Source organism: Uliginosibacterium sangjuense, assembly GCF_059132465.1.
In genome coordinates, this window is record NZ_CP101132.1 from 885788 (window position 1) to 904145 (window position 18358).

An 18358-nucleotide genomic window follows, 5' to 3' on the forward strand; every position below is an offset into this window, starting at 1 on the left:
ATCCGCGATAATCCGCACATTGCATTCCTTCGCCACGGCTGGCGCCGATGATTCCCTGGTTGGGCCCCATGCCCGCATTCCCGCCGGTAGAGACCGCGCTCGACGAACCGAACGGCCTGCTGGCCGCCGGTGGCGAGCTGACGCCGGAGTGGCTGCTGGCGGCGTATGCCCAGGGCGTGTTCCCCTGGTACAACGCGGACGAGCCCATTCTGTGGTGGAGTCCCGATCCGCGCATGGTGGTCATCCCGGGCGAGCAGCGCATCCGCCGCTCCCTGCTGCGCGTGCTGCGCAGCGGCCGTTTCGAGGTGCGCTGCGACACCGCCTTCGCCAACGTGATGGCCGCCTGCGCCGGGCCGCGCGAGGGCGCTGCCGGCACCTGGATCCAGCCGGAGATCCGTGCCGCCTACCATCGCCTGCATGAGCTGGGTTGGGCGCACAGCATCGAGACCTGGCTGGACGGCGAGTTGGTCGGCGGCCTGTATGGCGTGGCCATCGGGCGAGCTTTCTATGGGGAATCCATGTTTCACCGCGTCACCGATGCCTCGAAGGTGGCGTTCGCCCACTTGGCGGCCCTGCTTGAGCGCGAAAATTTCGCCGTGATAGATTGCCAGATGAGCACCACCCATCTAGCTTCACTGGGAGGGCGGGAGATCCCCCGTCGTGATTTTGTGCAGGGCTTGCGCACCTGGACGCGCGAGAACCTGTCGCCCGGCAGATGGACCCCGGATTTTGCCAAGCGAGACTGGAGCACGTAGTACATGTCCCTGCTGAAAGACCTGCCGTATTCCTTTCTGCAGTTCTATGCGACGGCGCCCTACGCCTGCTCGTACCTGCCCGAGCGCCTGGCCCGCTCGCAGGTCGCCACCCCCAGTCACATGATCGACACCGCGCTGTACGGCGAGCTGGTGCGCAGCGGCTTCCGCCGCAGCGGGGTGTTCACCTACCGGCCGCATTGCGACCAGTGCCATGCCTGCGTGCCGGTGCGCATCCCGGTCAATGACTTCGTCGCCAATCGCAGCCAGCGTCGCGTGATGCAGCGCCTGGCCGCGCTGGAGCCCACCGAGATGGCGCTGACCTTCAGCGAGGAGCACTACCAGCTCTACCAGCGCTACCAGGCGGCGCGCCATGCCGGCGGCGGCATGGACCAGGACAACCGCGAGCAATACGCCCACTTCCTGCTGCAGAGCCAGGTCGACACCCGCCTGGTGGAGTTCCGCGAGGGCGACACGCTGCGCATGGTGTCCATCATCGACTGCCTGTCCGACGGCCTGTCCAGCGTCTACACCTTCTTCGATCCCGATCTGCCGCGCGCCAGTCTTGGCACCTACGGCATCCTGTGGCAGATCGAAGCCTGCCGGCGCATCGGCCGGCCCTACGTCTATCTCGGCTACTGGATCCGCGAGTCCGACAAGATGCGCTACAAGCAGGCTTTCCGCCCCTTGGAGGGGCGTGTGGGCGGGTTGTGGAAAGTCTTGACTGACGCCGACCTGAGCCTTCTGTAAGCTGCGGTTCCTCCGCTCTGCCAGACCGCTCGCGCCTGCGCGCGGAAAGGCGGAGAATCTGCAGATTCAACGTTTACCTTTGTAGTCGCTCCACGATGTCCTCACGCGTTTTCGAGTCGCTGCTCCTCACCGGCGCCAGCGGCAAACTGGCGACCCGCCTGCGTCCCGGGTTGCGCCCTTTGTGCGCCGAGTTGCGCCTGAGCGATCTGCGGGCCCCGCAAGGGGGTGAAGAAGCGCTGGCGACTGGCGAGCGCTTCGTTGCGGCCGACCTCGCCGATCCGGTCGCCCTCGCCACGGCGGTGCAGGGGGTTTCGGCCATCGTGCATTTCGGCGGTATCTCGAACGAGCGCGCCTTCGAACCCATCCTGCAGGCCAACCTGATCGGCACCTACAACCTCTACCACGCGGCCTTGCTGCATGGCGTGCGGCGCGTGGTGCTGGCCAGCACCAATCACGTGGCGGGTTACCACCCGGCCGAGGCACGCCTCGACGCCGATACACCGATGCGCCCGGACAGCCTGTACGCCGTGAGCAAGGGCTACGCCGAACTCTTGTCGCGCTACTACTACGACCACTACGGCATCGAGACGGTATGCCTGCGCATCGGCGCCTGCCTCGACCATCCCACCACCTATCGCAGCCTGGGCATGTGGATCAGCCCGCGCGACCTGGCGGAACTGGTGCGGTGCGCGCTGACCGCGCCGGACGTGGGCCATCTGGTGGTGTGGGGCGTGTCCGACAACGCGCATTGCGTATGGGACAACCAGAATGCGCAACGCATCGGCTACCAGCCGCGCGACAAGGCCACTGAGAACCTGCCTGCGGACGGTCTGCCGCAGCCCTTGCCGGACGAAGATCCGCGCCGGCCCTGGCAGGGCGGCAACATGCTGATCAAGACTTACCTCGATGGCGGCCAGCTCGACGAGCGCGACCTGCGCCACCCCTTCGAGCGCTGGCGGACGCGTCAGGAGTAGGGCACGGGCAGCCCTCCGGCGCGCCCTTGCTGCGGCACGTCTTGTCGCACTCCGCGCTCAGTGGATCTCCGGCTCGTCGGTCGGCGCCGTGCCTTCCAGGAAGTCGAAGTCGCACCCTTGGTCTGCCTGCGTCACATGCTGGGTGAATAAGCGGCCGTAGCCGCGTGCGAAGCGCGGCGGCGGGGCTTGCCAGGCGGCGCGGCGGCGTGCCAGCTCGGCTTCGTCGACGAGCAGGTCCAGCCTGCGCGCGGGCACGTCCAGCGCGATCAGATCGCCCGTGCGTACCAGGGCCAGCGGCCCGCCGATCCAGGATTCCGGCGCCACATGCAGCACGCAGGCGCCATAGCTGGTGCCACTCATGCGCGCGTCCGAGATGCGCAGCATGTCGGTCACGCCTTGCGCCAGCAGCTTCTTCGGGATCGGCAACTGGCCCCACTCGGGCATGCCAGGGGCTCCTTGCGGGCCGGCGTTGCGCAACACCAGCACGCTGTCGGCATCCACGTCGAGCGCCGGGTCGTCGATGCGCGCGGCCATGTCCGCGTAGTCGTCGAACACCATCGCGCGTCCGGTGTGCTGCAGCAGGTGCGGTTCCGCCGCGGCGGGTTTGATGACGGCTCCGTTCGGGGCCAGTGAGCCGTGCAGCACCGCCAAACCATCGCGGGCGATCAATGGGCGATCCAGCGGGCGGATGACTTCGTCATCGAAAACCTCGGCCCCGGCGAGGTTCTCGCCCAGCGTACGGCCGTTCACCGTCGGGCAGTCGAGTGCCAGCAGGTCGCGCAGGCGCCACAGCAGGGCGCGCAGGCCGCCCGCGAGGAAGAAGTCCTCCATCAGGAAGCGTCCGGCCGGACGCAGATCCGCGATCACCGGCGTGCGCCGCGCCAGTTCGTCAAAGCGGGCGAGGTCCAGCGCAATGCCGGCACGGCGTGCCATGGCGATCAGGTGGATCACCGAGTTGGTCGAGCCGCCCAGCGCCAGCACGGTCGTCACCGCGTTGTCGAAGGCGGCGGGGCTCAGCAGGTCGGCCGGCCGTATGTCCTCCCACACCATGTCCACGATGCGCTTGCCGCTCAGCACCGCCATGCGTGAGTGTGCCGAGTCGGCCGCCGGGATCGAGGCCGCGCCGGGCAGGGTCAGGCCCAGTGCCTCGGCCGCGCTGGTCATGGTCGAGGCGGTGCCCATGGTCATGCAGTGGCCGGGCGTGCGGGCGATGCCGGCCTCCACTTCCTGCCAGGTCTCCTGGGTGATCTCGCCGCGGCGCAGCTTGTCCCAGTATTTCCAGGTGTCGGAGCCCGAGCCCAGGGTCTGGCCGCGGAAGTGGCCACGCAACATGGGGCCGGCCGGCATGTAGATGAAGGGCAGGCCCATGCTGACCGCGCCCATGATCAGTGCCGGCGTGGTCTTGTCGCAGCCACCCATGAGCACCGCGCCATCCACCGGGTGCGAGCGCAGAAGCTCTTCCGTCTCCATCGCCAGCAGGTTGCGGTACATCATCGTGCTGGGTTTCTGGAACGGCTCCGACAGCGAGATTGCCGGCAGTTCCACCGGAAAGCCGCCGGCCTGCCAGATGCCGCGCTTGATCTCCTCTGCGCGTTGCGGGAAGTGGCTGTGGCAGGGGTTGATCTCGCTCCAGGTATTGATGATCCCGATTACCGGCTTGCCGGCGTACTCGCTGCGGTCGTAACCCATTTGCGCGCTGCGCGAACGGTGGCCGAAGGCGCGCAGATCCTGCGCGCCGTACCAGCGGTGGCTTCTCAATTCCTCGGCTTTCTTCCTGGGCATGGGGGGCTCCGGTTCAAACAAGTCTGCAAGTTGTCACCCGAATCAAGCTTGTCGGGTTGCCAACCGTCAAACATCTTGGCAAATTCACGCGCAAGTTGTCATTTCCATGTAATCTCGCGTGGCGTTGAGGATCCCGCCGCACTGGCGGAGATTCGGCCCCACAAGAGGGCGTGGCGTGGAGTATGGGCTAGGTGGTTTCCTGTACTTACAACTCATAAAAATGTAAGGCAATATTGTCGGTTCCGGAGGAGGAGTCATGGCGGATCAGCCGCACAGCAAGAAAGGATCGGGCACCAACCGCGTCGACGCGGTCTACGCCGGCATCATCGAAGCGATGACCAACGGCGACTTCCCCGAGAACTCCCGACTCCCGACCGAAACCGAGCTGGCCCAGCAGTATGGCGTGTCCCGCCCGACCGTGCGCGAGGCGCTCTCGCGCTTGCGCCTCGATGGCCTGATCGCTTCCCGCCGGGGTTCCGGCAGCTACGTGCTGCGCCGGCCCGACCGCAACATCAAGCGCTTCGCGGCCATCGAGAGCATTGCCGACGTGCAGCGCTGCTTCGCCTTCCGCATCGCGCTGGAGTCGGCCGCCGCCGGCCTCGCCGCCGAGCTGCGCACACCGCGCGACCTGGCCGAGATCGAGCGCAGCTACCAGCGTCTCGAAACAATCATGGAATATGAACTGGCGGTCGAAGAAGACCTGCAGTTCCACCTCGCCATTACGCGCGCCTCACAGAACGTGTTCTTCGTCACCGCGCTGGAAATGATCGCCGAGCAGATGCGCGTGGCGATGCAACTGTCGCGCAGCCTGTCGATGGAGAAAAGCCGCAGCCGGCGTGAGCTGGTCCAGGCCGAGCATCGCGACATCATGGTGGCGATCGAGAAGGGCTCTTCCGTCGAGGCCGCCGAAGCGATGCGCCTGCACCTGGGCAATGCCCGTCGCCGCCTGTTCGAAGGGCCGGTCCAGTAATGTCTGTGGCGATCACCACCCTCACGGCCGATGCGCTGATCGGCGCCCGCCAGGCTGGTGAGCTGGCCGAGAGCCCTTTGTGGCATGCCGGCGAGCAGGCCTTGTATTGGGTCGATATCGCGCGCAGCAAACTATGCCGCCTGCATGATCTGCAGGGCGCGCCGGAGACGTGGGATCTGCCCGAGCAGCCGGGCTGTATTGCCCTGGGCGCGGCGGGTGAGCTGGTGGTCGCGGGCGCGCAGTCGGTGTTTACCGTGCGGCCGGTCGCTGGCGAGCCGCTCCGAGTGCTGCGCTGCCTGGCGCAGATTCCGCATGATCACCCGGACATGCGCGCCAACGATGGCCGTTGCGATCGCCAGGGGCGTCTGTGGTTCAGCAGCATGAAGGCGCGTGGCGAGCGTGCGGCGGTCGGGCGTTGGTATCGCTTGGACCGTCGTGGCGTGCATGTCTCCGCGATGACGGGGTTCACCACGCCCAACGGTTCCGCCTTCAGCCCCGATGGGCGTCGCATGTATCTGGCCGAGTCGGCGTCTGCCGTCCGCAGTGTGTGGGTCATGGACTACGATGCAGAGAGCGGCGAATGCGGTGAGCGCAAGCTCTTTATTGATTTCCACCAGCATGTCGGCCGTCCGGACGGCGCCTGCGTTGACGTGGACGGGTGCTATTGGGTGTGTGCCACCGAGGCGGGGCGTCTCATGCGCTTCACCCCGCAAGGCGTGCTGGACCGCGTGCTGGAGCTGCCTTTCCGCAATCCGACCATGCCCTGCTTCGGCGGCCCGGATATGCAAACCTTGTTCGTCGCATCGCTGCGGCGCACAACACAAAATTCAAATGACGACCCGTTTGCCGGCTGTATGCTTGCGTACCGTTTGGAAACAGGTGGCCTGAAGGAGATCGAGCTTGATGTCTGACAAGTTTGCCGCAGTGAACCGTGGCAGCCTTACATCCTGCTCACAACGGATACGTGCTTATGCACAGGGGTGCGTATCCAACGTAGTGGTCTTATCGCTTGCTGGAACACCGCCATGGTGTGTCGGCGGCAACAAGGCGGGGTTCGCCCCGGTTTTCTCTACCCAAGGAGGTGTCTAATGAAGTTTCGCAAGTCTCTAATCGGTCTGGCCGTTGCGGCCTGTTCCCTGGGCTTCGCGGCAACCGTTGCAGCGGAGGAGATCAAGGCTGCTGACGTTCACCCGGAAGGTTATCCGAACGTCGTCGCCATGCAGAGCTTGGGCAAGAAGCTCTCCGACGCGACCAAGGGTCGTATCACGCTGAAGATGTTCCCGGGCGGCGTCCTGGGTGACGAAAAGTCCATGATCGAGCAAACCCAGGCTGGCGGGATCGACATCCTGCGTACCTCGCTGGGCCCGGTCGGTCCCGTGGTGCCGGACGTCAACGTCTTCAACATGCCCTTCGTGTTCCGCGACGAAGCCCACATGCGCAAGGTTGTTGACGGCCCGATCGGCGACGAAATCCTCGCCAAGATCACGGCTTCGTCGGCCAACCTGGTCGCACTGGGCTGGATGGACGGTGGTACCCGCAACCTGTACACCAAGAAGCCGATCCGCAAGCCGGCCGACCTGGCTGGCCAGAAGATCCGCATGATGGGTAACCCGCTGTTCATCGACACCATGAACGCCATGGGCGGTTCGGGCATCTCGATGGGTGTGGGCGAGCTGTACAGCGCGCTGCAGACCGGCGTGGTGGATGGTGCGGAAAACAACCCGCCCACCTACGTGACGCAAAACCACTACACCGTGGCCAAGTTCTACAACCTGTCCGGTCACCTGATCATCCCCGAAATCTTCGTGTACTCGAAGGCCAAGTGGAACAAGCTGTCGCCGGAAGATCAGGCGCTGATCAAGAAGCTGGCCAAGGAAGCAACGGTGGAGCAGCGCGTGCTGTGGGACAAGCGCGTGGCTGAGGACACCGCCAAGGCCAAGGCTGCTGGCGTGACCATCGTGGCTGACGTCGACAAGGACGCCTTCTTCAAGGTAACCCAGCCGGTGCGTGACAAGTACGGTGCAAATTACGCTGACCTGATCAAGCGTATCCAAGCTGTTAAGTAATCCGTGGTGAAGAAGCTGGCGGGCTCGCGCCCGCCAGTTTTTTTGCCCGCGAGGGAGATTGAGAGTAATGAAAAACGCGTATATCGGCGCCATGGACTGGCTCTACCGCGCCTGCATCTGGGTGGCGGCCCTGTCGCTTCTGGTGATGACCATCGTCATCCCGATCCAGGTCACGGCACGTAAATTCTTTGACTCCGGCCTGTCCTGGCCCGAGCCGCTCGCACTCATGTGCATGATCGTGTTCACCTTCATCGGCGCGGCTGCGGCCTATCGTGCGGGTTCGCACATCGCCGTGACCATGCTGACCGACCGCCTTGGCCCTGGCGCCAAGCTGGTGTGTGCGCGCATCGTCGACGTGCTGATGGCCCTGGTGGCCTTGTTCGTGATCTGGTACGGCATGGACCGCGTGCTGTTCTTCATGGAAACAGGCCAGTCCCTGTCCGACTTCACCTCGATCCAGGTGAGCTGGACCTATCTGCCGCTGCCCATCGGTTCCGCGGCTACCCTGCTGTTCATCATTGAAGCCATCCTGTTCGGCTCGCAACACCATCGCCCGATCTGCCAGATCGGTGGCCATGGCGGCGAAGAAGAACAAGAAGAAAGCAAGTAAGAGGAGTCGCGAACATGGATGCTCTGGTTGTAATGGGTTCTTTCTTCCTGCTGCTGGCGGTTGGTCTGCCGGTGGCGTATACGCTGGGCCTGACGGCCATGATCGGCGCCATCTGGTTTACGGGTGACCTGTCGTTCATGACCACGCTGATGCTCAAGATGGGCGACGGCGTGAACAAGTTCAGTCTGCTGGCCATCCCCTTCTTCGTGCTGGCCGGCGCGATCATGGCAGAGGGTGGTATCGCCTCGCGCCTGATCAATTTCGCCTCGATCTTCGTGGGCTTCATCCGCGGCGGCCTGTCGCTGGTGAACATCCTGGCCTCGACCTTCTTCGGCGCCATCTCGGGCTCCTCGGTGGCGGATACCGCCTCCATCGGCTCGGTGATGATCCCGCAGATGGAGAAGCACGGTTACCCGCGCGAGTACGCAGCGGCGGTGACGGCTTCGGGTTCGGTGCAAGCCATCCTGATCCCGCCCAGCCACAACGCGGTGATCTACTCGCTGTACGTCAGCGGCGCGTCGATCCCGGCGCTGTTCCTGGCCGGCGTGATGCCAGGTCTGGCCCTGTGCGTGACGCTGATGGCGCTGTGCGTCTTCTTCGCCAACAAGCGTGGCTATCCGAAGGGTGAAGTGCTGACCATGCAACAGGCGCTCAAGCAAGCCTGGGACGCCGTGCCGGGTCTGTTCACCGTGGTCATCATCCTGGGTGGCATCCTGTCCGGCTTCTACACCGCGACGGAATCGGCGGCTGTGGCCTGCGTGTATGCCTTCCTGGTGACGATGTTCGTGTACCGCGACTACAAGTGGAACCAATTGCCCATCCTGGCGCACCGTACGGTCAAGACGGTGTCGATCGTGATGGTGCTGATCGGTTTCGCCGCAGCCTTCGGCCACTCGCTGACCATGCTGGCGCTGCCGCTGAAGGTCTCGACCTTCTTTACCAGCCTGTCGGACAACCCGATCATGATCCTGCTGGCCATCAACGTGCTGCTGCTGATCCTGGGCACGCTGATGGACATGGCACCGCTGATCATGATCATGACCCCGATCCTGTATCCGGTCGTGCAGCAACTGGGCGTCAACCCGGTGCACTTCGGCATGATCATGATGGTGAACCTGGGTATCGGTCTGATCACGCCACCGGTGGGTTCGGTGCTGTTCGTGGCCAGTGCGGTCTCAGGGCGAACGATCGAAAAAGTGACCAAGGCCATGATCCCCTTCTTCGGCGCGCTGTTCGCGGTGCTGATCCTGGTGACCTATGTGCCCAACCTGTCGCTGTGGCTGCCGCGTGCGCTGGGTGAGTTGGCCTATGCGCCGGTTGCCCACAACGACAAGGCTGAAATCCCGGCCGGCCAGGAATCGAAGATCGACGTGCTGTCGAACGACGAGAACGAGCAGCCCAACACCGTGATGTCGATTGCCAACATCAAGCTGGATCAGAAGTACGGCATGGTGTATCCGGACGGCAACTTCATCGTGTTCAAGCCGGCCGATGGCTTTACCGGCGAGTTGGAGATTCCGTACCTGGTCTCCAACGGCGTGGGTGGTTCCGATCGCGGCGTGCTGACGGTGACCGTCAAGTAAGTCGATCGGTTCGCCGACAACAAAAAACCCGGCCTTGGCCGGGTTTTTTGTTGTCTGTCTGCCGCGCACCGCGATGGGCGCGCGGCAGATGGCGGCTTACTCCAGCATGCTGCGCAGCATCCAGGCCGTCTTCTCGTGCAACTGGATACGCTGGGTCAGCAGGTCTGCGCTGGCTTCGTCGCCGGCCTTCTCGACGACCGGGAACAGTGCGCGCGCGGTACGTACCACGGCTTCCTGCCCTTCCACGAGCTGCTTGATCATGTCCTGCGCCTTGGGCACGCCTTCGGCATCCTTGATCGAGGAGAGCTTGGCGTATTCGGCGTAGGAGCCCGGCGCGAAGTGGCCCAGCGCGCGGATGCGCTCGGCCACCAGGTCCACCGCCAGCGACAGCTCGGTGTACTGCGTCTCGAACATCAGGTGCAGGGTATTGAACATCGGGCCCGTCACGTTCCAGTGGAAGTAGTGGGTCTTCAGGTACAGGGTGTAGGTGTCGGCCAGCAGGCGCGACAGGCCTTCGGCGATCTTCGCGCGATCGGCCTTCTTGATGCCAATGTCGATATCCATGAATGCTCCAGGGTACGAGGGATGGGAACGCGATTGACGGGCTGGCGGCGGCTTGCCCACGCAGGGTGGAAGGTTGCGACCAGGTGGGGGCAGCGTCAAGCCATGCGCGTTGTCGCACGGCACCATGCTTGCGCAACGGACCGTTTTGCGCGCACCGCAACGGGTCCCGTAGCGGCGGCGTGTTCCGGGTGGCGCGCGCAAGTGATTGATTTACCGTTGCCTCTCCCTGGAGATGCCTTGCCAGACCGATGTGGTTTTGGCGGCACATCTCTTGCTTGAGCTAGATCAAACAACTGCATCGGGGCAACGGCGTCCCCTCGCAGTCAGGCTCGGTGCCTGCCCCTGAATTGTCCCTACGCCGTTCGCGCCTGCTCTCCGCTGCCGCAACGGCAAGCATGGAAACGAGAGACATGGCTGAAACCAGATCCACCTGTTGTTACTGCGGCGTCGGCTGCGGCGTGATCATCGAGCACGATGGGCGCCAGGTGAGCGGCGTGCGCGGCGACCCCGATCACCCCGCCAACTTCGGCCGCCTGTGCACCAAGGGCTCCACCCTGCACCTGACGGCCAGTGTCGAGTCGCTGGCGGTGCGTGCCCTGTACCCCGAGCTGCGCCACCAGCGCGAGGCGGTGCGCGCGCGTGCGGGCTGGGATGAGGCGCTGGACCTGGTGGCCGAGCGCTTCGCCGCGGTGATCCGCGAGCACGGGCCGGACGCCGTGGCCTTCTACATCTCGGGCCAGTTGCTGACCGAGGACTACTACGTTTTCAACAAGCTGGCCAAGGGCCTGATCGGCACCAACAACGTCGATACCAATTCACGCCTGTGCATGAGCAGCGCGGTGGCGGGCTACAAGCAGACGCTGGGCGCGGATGCGCCGCCGGCTTGCTACGAGGACATCGACCACACCGACTGCCTGTTCATTGCGGGCAGCAACACGGCCTTCGCGCATCCCATCGTGTATCGCCGTATCGAGGCCGCGCGCGCGGCCAATCCGGCGATGAAGATGATCGTGGTCGACCCGCGCCGCACCGACACGGCCGAGCAGGCCGACCTGCACCTGCCCCTGCTGCCGGGCACCGACATCGCGCTCTACAACGCGATGCTGCATGTGATGCTGTGGGAGGAGTGGATCAAGCCGGACTACATCGCGGCGCACACCGAAGGCTTCGACGAACTGCGCCGCCTGGTGCGCGAATACACGCCGGCCATGGCGGCCGAGATCTGTGGCCTGCAGAAGAAGGATATCGAGCAGGCTGCCGAGTGGTTCGCCACCAGCCGCGCCACCCTGTCGATGTACTGCCAGGGCTTGAACCAGAGCACGCACGGCACCCACAACAATGCCGCGCTGATCAACCTGCATCTGGCGACCGCGCAGATCGGCCGTCCCGGCGCCGGCCCCTTCTCGCTGACCGGCCAGCCCAATGCCATGGGCGGACGCGAGGTCGGCGGCCTGGCCAACCTGTTGTCGGCTCACCGCGACCTCGCCAACCCAGAGCACCGCGCCGAAGTGGCGCGCCTGTGGGGTGTGGAGCAGGTGCCGGAGAAGCCGGGCCTGTCAGCGGTCGAGCTGTTTGACGCGATGGCCGAGGGCAAGGTCAAGGCGGTGTGGATCAGTTGCACCAACCCGGCCCAGTCGATGCCGGACCAGAACCTAGTCCACAAGGCGCTGCAGACCTGCGACTTCGTCGTCGTGCAGGAGGCGTACCGCAATACCGAGACCGCCCGCTATGCCGACGTCTTGCTGCCGGCGACGAGCTGGGGCGAGAAGACCGGCACGGTCACCAACTCGGAGCGGCGCATCAGTCGCGTGCGCCCGGCCGTGTCGGCGCCGGGTGAGGCGCGTCACGACTGGGCGGCGGTGGTCGACTTCGCACGCCGCCTGGCGGTGAAGCTGGAGCGGCCAGAGGATCAACGCCTGTTCCCCTACGCCAGCGAAGAGGACATCTGGAACGAGCACCGCGAGAGCACGCGCGGTCGCGACCTCGACATTACCGGACTCAGCTACGCCCTGCTCGAACAGCAGGGGCCGCAGCAATGGCCTTTTCCTGCTGGGGCCGCAGGCGGCAAGCTGCGCCTGTACGAGGATGGCGTGTTCCCGACGGCGAGCGGGCGCGCCCGCTTCGTCGCCACCGAGCATCGCGACACCGCCGAGAAGCCTGATGCGCGCTACCCCTTGCGCCTGACTACCGGGCGCCTGCGTGACCAATGGCACGGCATGAGCCGTACCGGCACCGTGGCGCGGCTCTATGCGCATGAGAGCGAACCGCTGCTGCACATGCACCCGGGAGACATGGATCGGCGCGGCATCGCGGATGGCGACATCATCAAGGTGCGAAGCCGGCGTGGCGAACTCGCGCTGAAGGTGCTGGCCAGCCAGAGCGTGCGCCAGGGGCAGGTCTTCCTGCCCATGCATTGGGGCGCCAACGCCATGAGCGGCCTGGGCACCAATGCGCTCACGATCAAGAGCTTCGACCCCTACTCCAAACAGCCCGAACTCAAGCATGCGGTGGTACAGGTCGAGAAGCTCGACAGTGCGCCTGCTCAACTGGTGGCGATGCGCCGCACCGTCGAAGGCGACAACGCGCTGACGGTACTGGAAGACCTGCGCCGCCTGCTGCCCGAGCTGCCGCAGGCCAGCCTGACCCTGAGCGGGCGCGACGCGCCGGTGGTGGTGTTCAAGGCGCGTGCCGACAGCCTGCCGGGCGAGACGCTGAAAGCGGTGGACGCCGCACTGGCGCTCGACGACCCGCTGCAGACGCTCAGCTACCAGGACGCGCGGCGCCAGGTGGCCAAGCGCGCGCGCATCGCGGATGACGCGCTGGCGGCGGTGCGCCTGTCCGGTGAGACGCGCGCGGCCGGCTGGCTGCAGGACATGATGGAGCGTGGTTCGGCGGCGGGCGAGGCGCGCAAGTGGTTGCTCGCGCCCTTGGCCGAAGCGCCGGTGGGCAGCGGCAGCACGCGCGGCAAGATCATCTGCAACTGCTTCGACGTGTCGGAGAACGAGATCAAGGCGGCCTGCGCGGCCGGCGAGAGCCTGGAAGGCCTGCAGGCGCGCACGCGCTGCGGCAGCAACTGCGGCTCCTGCGTGCCCGAGCTGAAGCGTCTGATGGGGCCGGCGGCGGGCTGAGCGCGTCAGCGGCGCGACAGCGCGCAGACCACGCTCAGCGCCCGCGTCGTTCCGCGCCCGGGCTGCGCTCGCCGCTCAAGCAACAGCTCGCGCGGGCGCCGGCCTGCTCGAACACCCAGTCGGTGCTCAGCGTCGTGGCCGCTTCGCCGCCAGCGGCGTTCGGGTCATTGATGATCCACACCAGCACGTACCAGCGCGCCTGTGCGTCCTGCACGTAACCCGCGTGCGCCATCACCTCATTCAACGAACCGGTCTTGAGGTAGGCGCGGCCGGACACCGCGCGCTCGGAGAAGCGCCGCCGCGCGGTGCCGTCGCTGCCCGCCACCGGGAGTGATGACACCAGGATGGGCATGCGCGGGCTCTGCCACTGTTGTTGCAGCAGGCGCCCCAGCCCGCCGGCCGTGGCGCGCTCGATGCGCGACAGGCCGGAGCCGTTCTCCAGCACCAACTCGGGCATGTCGACGCGGTTCTGGCGCAGCCAGTCGCGGATTGTGGCATTGGTTTGCTGCGGGCTGGCGGCGCTCGCCGGCGGGATGCTGCTGCCGGCGTCGCCGTTGCGGGTGCCCAGGGTGAGGAAGAGCTGGCGCGCCATCACGTTGTTCGAGAACTTGTTGATGTCGCGCACGATGTCGGAGAGCGGTGGGGACTTCCAGATGGCATACGGCTGCGCGCCCGTCGGCATCGAGCCTTCACGCACGCGACCCTGCCAGGTACCGCCCAGTTCGCTCCACAGTGCGCGGAAGATGCCGGCCGCGAAGCGTGGCCCATCCTGCACCGCCAGATGCAGCAGGCGCTCGCCGCAACTCGCGGAGAGGTTGCCCTTGAGGCGCACGCGCAGGCCTTCGCCCGCATTCTCCAGCTCGGTGGTGAAGCCGTTGCGCCAGTCGCCACAGGGCGCGGTCGTGATGCGCAACTGGTTGTCGATGATGAGCGGCGCATAAGGCGTCATGGCGACGGCCTCGATGCCCTGCGCATTCGGCGTGAGGCGCAGCGTCAGCGCCTTGAAGTTCACCAGCAGCGCATCCGGTTGTGCGTTGTAGGCGCGCAGTGGCTGGTCGTCGAAGTTACCGTTCGCAGGTGGCAGGCCGGCGAACAGGCTGCGGTCCAGCACGAGGTCGCCGCGGATGTCCTGGATGCCGCGCCCGCGCAGCTCGCGCAGGAACTGGCCCAGCTTGTCCCAGGACAGCGACGGGTCGCCGCTGCCACGCAGGATCAGGTCGCCCGACAGCACGCCCTTGTCCAGCGGCCCGCCGAGATAGGCCTCGGTGCTCCAGATGTAGGCCGGCCCGAGCAGGTCCAGCGCCGCGCTGGTGGTGAGCAGCTTCATGACCGAGGCCGGGTTGAAGGCCTTGTCGGCGTTGTGCTGGATCAGCGGCGCGCCGCCAGTGGCGGGCGCGACCCACAGGCCGACGCTGCTCGGCGGGATGTTGGCGGCCTTCAGCGCGCGCTGGATAGCGTCGGGCAGCTCGGCTCGCGCGAGCAGGGGCAGCAGGCACAGCAGCAGGGCGGCGAGACGCATGGGAGTTCCGAGGGGCGATGATGGCGCGATGCTACACCGAGCGGAGAGCCTTGCCCGCGTGGGACCCAAACGGCGGTGCCGTTCCCCATTCCGGCGAAAGAGGAACAAGCCCGTCATTCCCGCGCAGGCGGGAATCCAGCGTCTTTGTCGTTGGCTTGAGCAGCACAAGATCAAAGTCACTGGGTCCCTGCCTGCGCAGGGACGACAGAGTGTGGGGGCGCAGGGTGGGTTCGCGCAGCAACCCACCGCCTCTCCGTTGCGCACGATGGTGGGTTGCGCTTCGCTTCGAACCCACCCTAATTCTTGCTCGCAGGTCGCTCACGTGAATGGCGCCTGGAGCCATGTTCCCTCTCCCGGGAACGGGAGAGGGTGCCCCGGAGGGGCGGGAGAGGGGGAGAGGATGTCAAGACGCCCTCTCCCCCAACCCCTCTCCCGCTTCCGGGAGAGGGGAGTGGGGCACGCTTGTGGCCGCTCGCGTGGCTACGTGCGTAAACGCGGACAGGCCGCGTATGCGGCCTGTCCGGGGTGAGGCGGGAAGTCGATCAAACGATCATGCCGGCGCCGACGGTGTTGTTGTTGCTCTCGTCGATGACGATGAAGGCGCCGGTGGCGCGGTTCGTTGCGTAGGCATCGGCAAACACCGGCTGGGCCAGCTTGAAGCCGACCTTGGCGATGTCGTTCATCGCGAGTTGCGTGGCGTCCACATGTTCCTGCGAGTTCACGTCCACCTTGAAGGCGATGCCGGTCAGCTTGGCCTTGCTGGTGCGCGTGGTGTGGCGGATCAGGTAGGTGCGGGCCGGCGACAGCGGGGTCTCGGACAGCCAGCACAGCATGGCTTCGATCTCCTTCTTCTGCTCGGGGGCTTCGGCCGACTTGACCAGCATGTCGCCGCGCGAGATGTCGATCTCGTCTTCCAGCAGGATGGTCACGGATTGCTCGGTCACGCCCTCGGCGATATCCACGCCGCCGATCTGCACCGCCTTCACGCGGCTTTCACGGCCGTTGGGCAGGGCGGTCAGCAGATCGCCCACCTTCACCGAACCCGACTCGATGCGACCTTGGAAGCCGCGATAGTCGTGCAGCTCGGGGTTGGCGGAGTCCTGCGGGCGGCACACGAACTGCACCGGGAAGCGGAAGGCTTCCGGGCGCTCGGTGTGTGCGCCGGGCACGGTTTCCAGCAGCTCCAGCAGCGTCGGACCCTGATACCAGGACATGGCGTCGGAGCGCTCGACGATGTTGTCGCCATTCAGCGCGGACATCGGGATGAACTGGATATCGCGGCCGTCGTTGAACAGGCCCATCTTGGCGATGAAGGCTTTGTACTCGGCCACGATGGCGTCGAACCTGGCCTGGTCGTGGTCGATCAGGTCCATCTTGTTCACCGCCACCACGATGTGCGGAATGTTCACCAGGTGGGCGAGGTAGCTATGACGGCGGGTTTGCGTCAGCACGCCCTTGCGCGCATCGATCAGGATGATGGCGAGGTTCGCGGTCGACGCGGCCGTCACCATGTTGCGGGTGTACTGCTCATGGCCCGGCGCGTCGGCGATGATGTACTTGCGCGTGCCGGTGCTGAAGTAGCGATAGGCCACGTCGATGGTGATGCCTTGCTCGCGCTCGGCCTGCAGACCATCGGTCAGCAGGGAGAGGTCCACGGCTTCCATGCCGCGCTTCTGCGAGGTCTTTTCGATCGCGTTCAGCGTGTCGGCCAGGATGGCCTTGGTGTCGTACAGCAGGCGGCCGATCAGCGTGCTCTTGCCGTCGTCGACGCTGCCGCAGGTCATGAAGCGCAGCAGGCCGTTGTCGATGATGTTTTCGTGTGCGGACATCTCAGAAATACCCTTCCTTCTTCCGCTGCTCCATCGAGGCTTCGGAAGTCTGGTCGTCGAGGCGCGTGGCGCCGCGTTCGGTGATCGTGGTGGTGGCGGTCTCGACGACGATCTTCTCGACCGTGTCGGCATCCGAGGGCACCGGCGCCGTGCAGGGAATGTCGCCGACGGTGCGGAAGCGCACCTGCATGTCGATGATCTCTTCGCCGGCGCGGGGCTGGTTCAGCACTTCGCCGCTGGCCAACTGCACATTGACCGGCATGATGGCGCCGCCGCGCATGACGACCGGGCGTTGGTGCGCGAAGTAGATCGAGGGCAGCTCCAGCTTTTCGCGCTCGATGTACTGCCACACGTCCATCTCGGTCCAGTTGCTGATCGGGAAGGCGCGGATGTTCTCGCCCTTGTGCACGCGGGCGTTGTACAGGCTCCACAGCTCGGGGCGCTGGTTCTTCGGGTCCCACTGGCCGAACTCGTCGCGGAAGCTCATCACGCGTTCTTTCGCCCGCGCCTTCTCTTCATCGCGGCGGGCGCCGCCGATACAGCAGTCGAACTCGAACTCGGCAATCGCTTCCAGCAGGGTCACGGCCTGGTGCTTGTTGCGCGATTCATCCGGCGTCTTCAGCACCACGGTGCCGCGCTTCATGGAGTCTTCCACCGAGCGCACGATCAGGCGCTCGCCCAGCTCGGCCGCGCGCTTGTCGCGGAAGTCGACCACTTCCTTGTAGTTGTGGCCGGTGTCGATGTGCATCAGCGGAAAGGGGAACTTGCCGGGCCGGAAAGCCTTCTCGGCAATGCGCAGCATGCAGATGGAATCCTTGCCGCCGGAGAACAGCAGCACCGGGCGTTCGCACTGGCCGGCCACCTCGCGCATGATGTGGATGGCCTCGGCTTCCAGCCAGTCGAGGTGGGAGAGGGTGTGTTTGGTCAGTACAGCCATGACATTGTCAATTCATCAATAGGTGTTCCGTCATTCCCGCGAAAGCGGGAATCCACTTTCTGGCCAAAAGCCACATCGAGGTCGACGTGGATTCCCGCTTTCGCGGGAATGACGTTTGAGGGTTTACTTCTTTACGTGCAGGCCGCATTCCTTGAGTGCGGGGTCCTCCCACCACCAGCGGCCGGCGCGCACATCCTCGCCGACGGCGATCGCGCGCGTACAGGGCGCGCAGCCGATGCTGGGGTAGAACTGGTCGTGCAGCGCGTTATAGGGCACGCCATGGATGCGGATGTAAGCCCACACCTCGGTTTCGGACCAGTCGGACAGCGGATTGTACTTCTCCAGCCCGTTGCCCTCGTCGAACTGGCGCACGGGCAGCTCGCTGCGGGTGGCGCTCTGTGCGGCGCGCATGCCGGTGACCCAGGCTTTCTTGCCGGTCAGGGCACGGCGCAGCGGTTCGACCTTGCGCACATGACAGCAGGCTTTGCGCAGCTCGACCGAGTCGTAGAAGGCGTTGATGCCGTGCGTGCGCACGTACTGCTCAACGGCACTGCTGTCGGGGAAGAACACCTTCAGCTTGGTGCCGTACTGTTTCTCGACTTCGCCCATCAAGCTGTAGGTCTCGGCCGGCAGGCGGCCGGTGTCGAGCGAGAAGATCTCGATCGGCAGGCCTTCCTTGAGGATGAGGTCGGTCAGGACCATGTCCTCGGCACCGAAGCTGTTGGCGAAGGTGATTTCGCCCGGCTGCGCCTGGTGCAGCTCGATGGCTGCATGCAGCAGCTCCAGTGCCTGCGCACGCTTCACCGCGACGGTGGCGCGCAGCACATCGGTCAGCTCGGGGTTCGTGGCCGGGTTCTTGGCACGCGGACGCAGGATGGAGACGGTTTCGCTCAT

Annotated in this window: 15 protein-coding genes; 9 read left to right on the forward strand and 6 right to left on the reverse strand. The window is 65.5% G+C overall.

Annotated features, from left to right (window positions below; translation table 11 throughout):
- Window positions 1-47: 47 nt before the first annotated feature.
- The 3 genes from aat (at window position 48) to NMB43_RS04070 (ending at window position 2476) form a co-directional block, all read left to right on the forward strand.
- On the forward strand, window positions 48-755 hold the full coding sequence (gene aat / locus NMB43_RS04060) for a leucyl/phenylalanyl-tRNA--protein transferase (RefSeq protein WP_494350878.1): 708 nt from the start codon (window positions 48-50) through the stop codon (window positions 753-755).
- Between the two features lie 9 nt (window positions 756-764).
- Window positions 765-1502: an arginyltransferase gene (locus NMB43_RS04065; RefSeq protein ID WP_494352109.1), complete on the forward strand. Its 738-nt coding sequence runs from the start codon at window positions 765-767 to the stop codon at window positions 1500-1502.
- 95 nt (window positions 1503-1597) lie between these two features.
- A complete protein-coding gene (locus NMB43_RS04070; protein ID WP_494350879.1) occupies window positions 1598-2476 on the forward strand; it encodes an NAD-dependent epimerase/dehydratase family protein in 879 nt (292 codons plus the stop codon).
- A gap of 57 nt (window positions 2477-2533) precedes the next feature.
- On the opposite strand, the gene araD is transcribed toward NMB43_RS04070, so the two are convergent.
- Window positions 2534-4258, reverse strand: coding sequence for an L-arabinonate dehydratase (araD, locus tag NMB43_RS04075; protein WP_494350880.1), 1725 nt, complete (start codon window positions 4256-4258; stop codon window positions 2534-2536).
- Window positions 4259-4514: 256 nt separating this feature from the next.
- On the opposite strand from araD, the gene NMB43_RS04080 reads away from it, so the two are divergent.
- The 5 genes from NMB43_RS04080 (at window position 4515) to NMB43_RS04100 (ending at window position 9487) form a co-directional block, all read left to right on the forward strand.
- The gene (locus NMB43_RS04080; protein WP_494350881.1) at window positions 4515-5228 is read left to right on the forward strand and encodes a FadR/GntR family transcriptional regulator; all 714 of its coding nucleotides are present in this window, start codon (window positions 4515-4517) and stop codon (window positions 5226-5228) included.
- A 5-nt stretch (window positions 5229-5233) separates the two neighbouring features.
- Window positions 5234-6139, forward strand: a complete 906-nt coding sequence (locus NMB43_RS04085) for an SMP-30/gluconolactonase/LRE family protein (RefSeq protein ID WP_494350882.1) — start codon at window positions 5234-5236, stop codon at window positions 6137-6139.
- Between the two features lie 177 nt (window positions 6140-6316).
- The gene (locus NMB43_RS04090; protein ID WP_494350883.1) at window positions 6317-7294 is read left to right on the forward strand and encodes a TRAP transporter substrate-binding protein; all 978 of its coding nucleotides are present in this window, start codon (window positions 6317-6319) and stop codon (window positions 7292-7294) included.
- Window positions 7295-7361: 67 nt separating this feature from the next.
- Window positions 7362-7904: a TRAP transporter small permease gene (locus NMB43_RS04095; protein ID WP_494350884.1), complete on the forward strand. Its 543-nt coding sequence runs from the start codon at window positions 7362-7364 to the stop codon at window positions 7902-7904.
- Window positions 7905-7918: 14 nt separating this feature from the next.
- Window positions 7919-9487, forward strand: a complete 1569-nt coding sequence (locus NMB43_RS04100; RefSeq protein ID WP_494350885.1) for a TRAP transporter large permease — start codon at window positions 7919-7921, stop codon at window positions 9485-9487.
- Between the two features lie 96 nt (window positions 9488-9583).
- On the opposite strand, the gene NMB43_RS04105 is transcribed toward NMB43_RS04100, so the two are convergent.
- Window positions 9584-10051, reverse strand: a complete 468-nt coding sequence (locus NMB43_RS04105; protein ID WP_494350886.1) for a Dps family protein — start codon at window positions 10049-10051, stop codon at window positions 9584-9586.
- Window positions 10052-10461: 410 nt separating this feature from the next.
- Between NMB43_RS04105 and NMB43_RS04110 the strand changes: the two genes are divergently transcribed.
- Window positions 10462-13179, forward strand: a complete 2718-nt coding sequence (locus NMB43_RS04110; protein WP_494350887.1) for a nitrate reductase — start codon at window positions 10462-10464, stop codon at window positions 13177-13179.
- A gap of 34 nt (window positions 13180-13213) precedes the next feature.
- On the opposite strand, the gene dacB is transcribed toward NMB43_RS04110, so the two are convergent.
- The 4 genes from dacB to NMB43_RS04130 form a co-directional block, all read right to left on the reverse strand.
- Window positions 13214-14698: a D-alanyl-D-alanine carboxypeptidase/D-alanyl-D-alanine endopeptidase gene (gene dacB / locus NMB43_RS04115; protein ID WP_494350888.1), complete on the reverse strand. Its 1485-nt coding sequence runs from the start codon at window positions 14696-14698 to the stop codon at window positions 13214-13216.
- A gap of 542 nt (window positions 14699-15240) precedes the next feature.
- The gene (locus NMB43_RS04120) at window positions 15241-16527 is read right to left on the reverse strand and encodes a sulfate adenylyltransferase subunit 1 (protein ID WP_494350889.1); all 1287 of its coding nucleotides are present in this window, start codon (window positions 16525-16527) and stop codon (window positions 15241-15243) included.
- Window position 16528: 1 nt separating this feature from the next.
- Window positions 16529-17464, reverse strand: coding sequence for a sulfate adenylyltransferase subunit CysD (cysD, locus tag NMB43_RS04125; RefSeq protein ID WP_494350890.1), 936 nt, complete (start codon window positions 17462-17464; stop codon window positions 16529-16531).
- A 123-nt stretch (window positions 17465-17587) separates the two neighbouring features.
- Window positions 17588-18358, reverse strand: coding sequence for a phosphoadenylyl-sulfate reductase (locus NMB43_RS04130; RefSeq protein WP_494350891.1), 771 nt, complete (start codon window positions 18356-18358; stop codon window positions 17588-17590).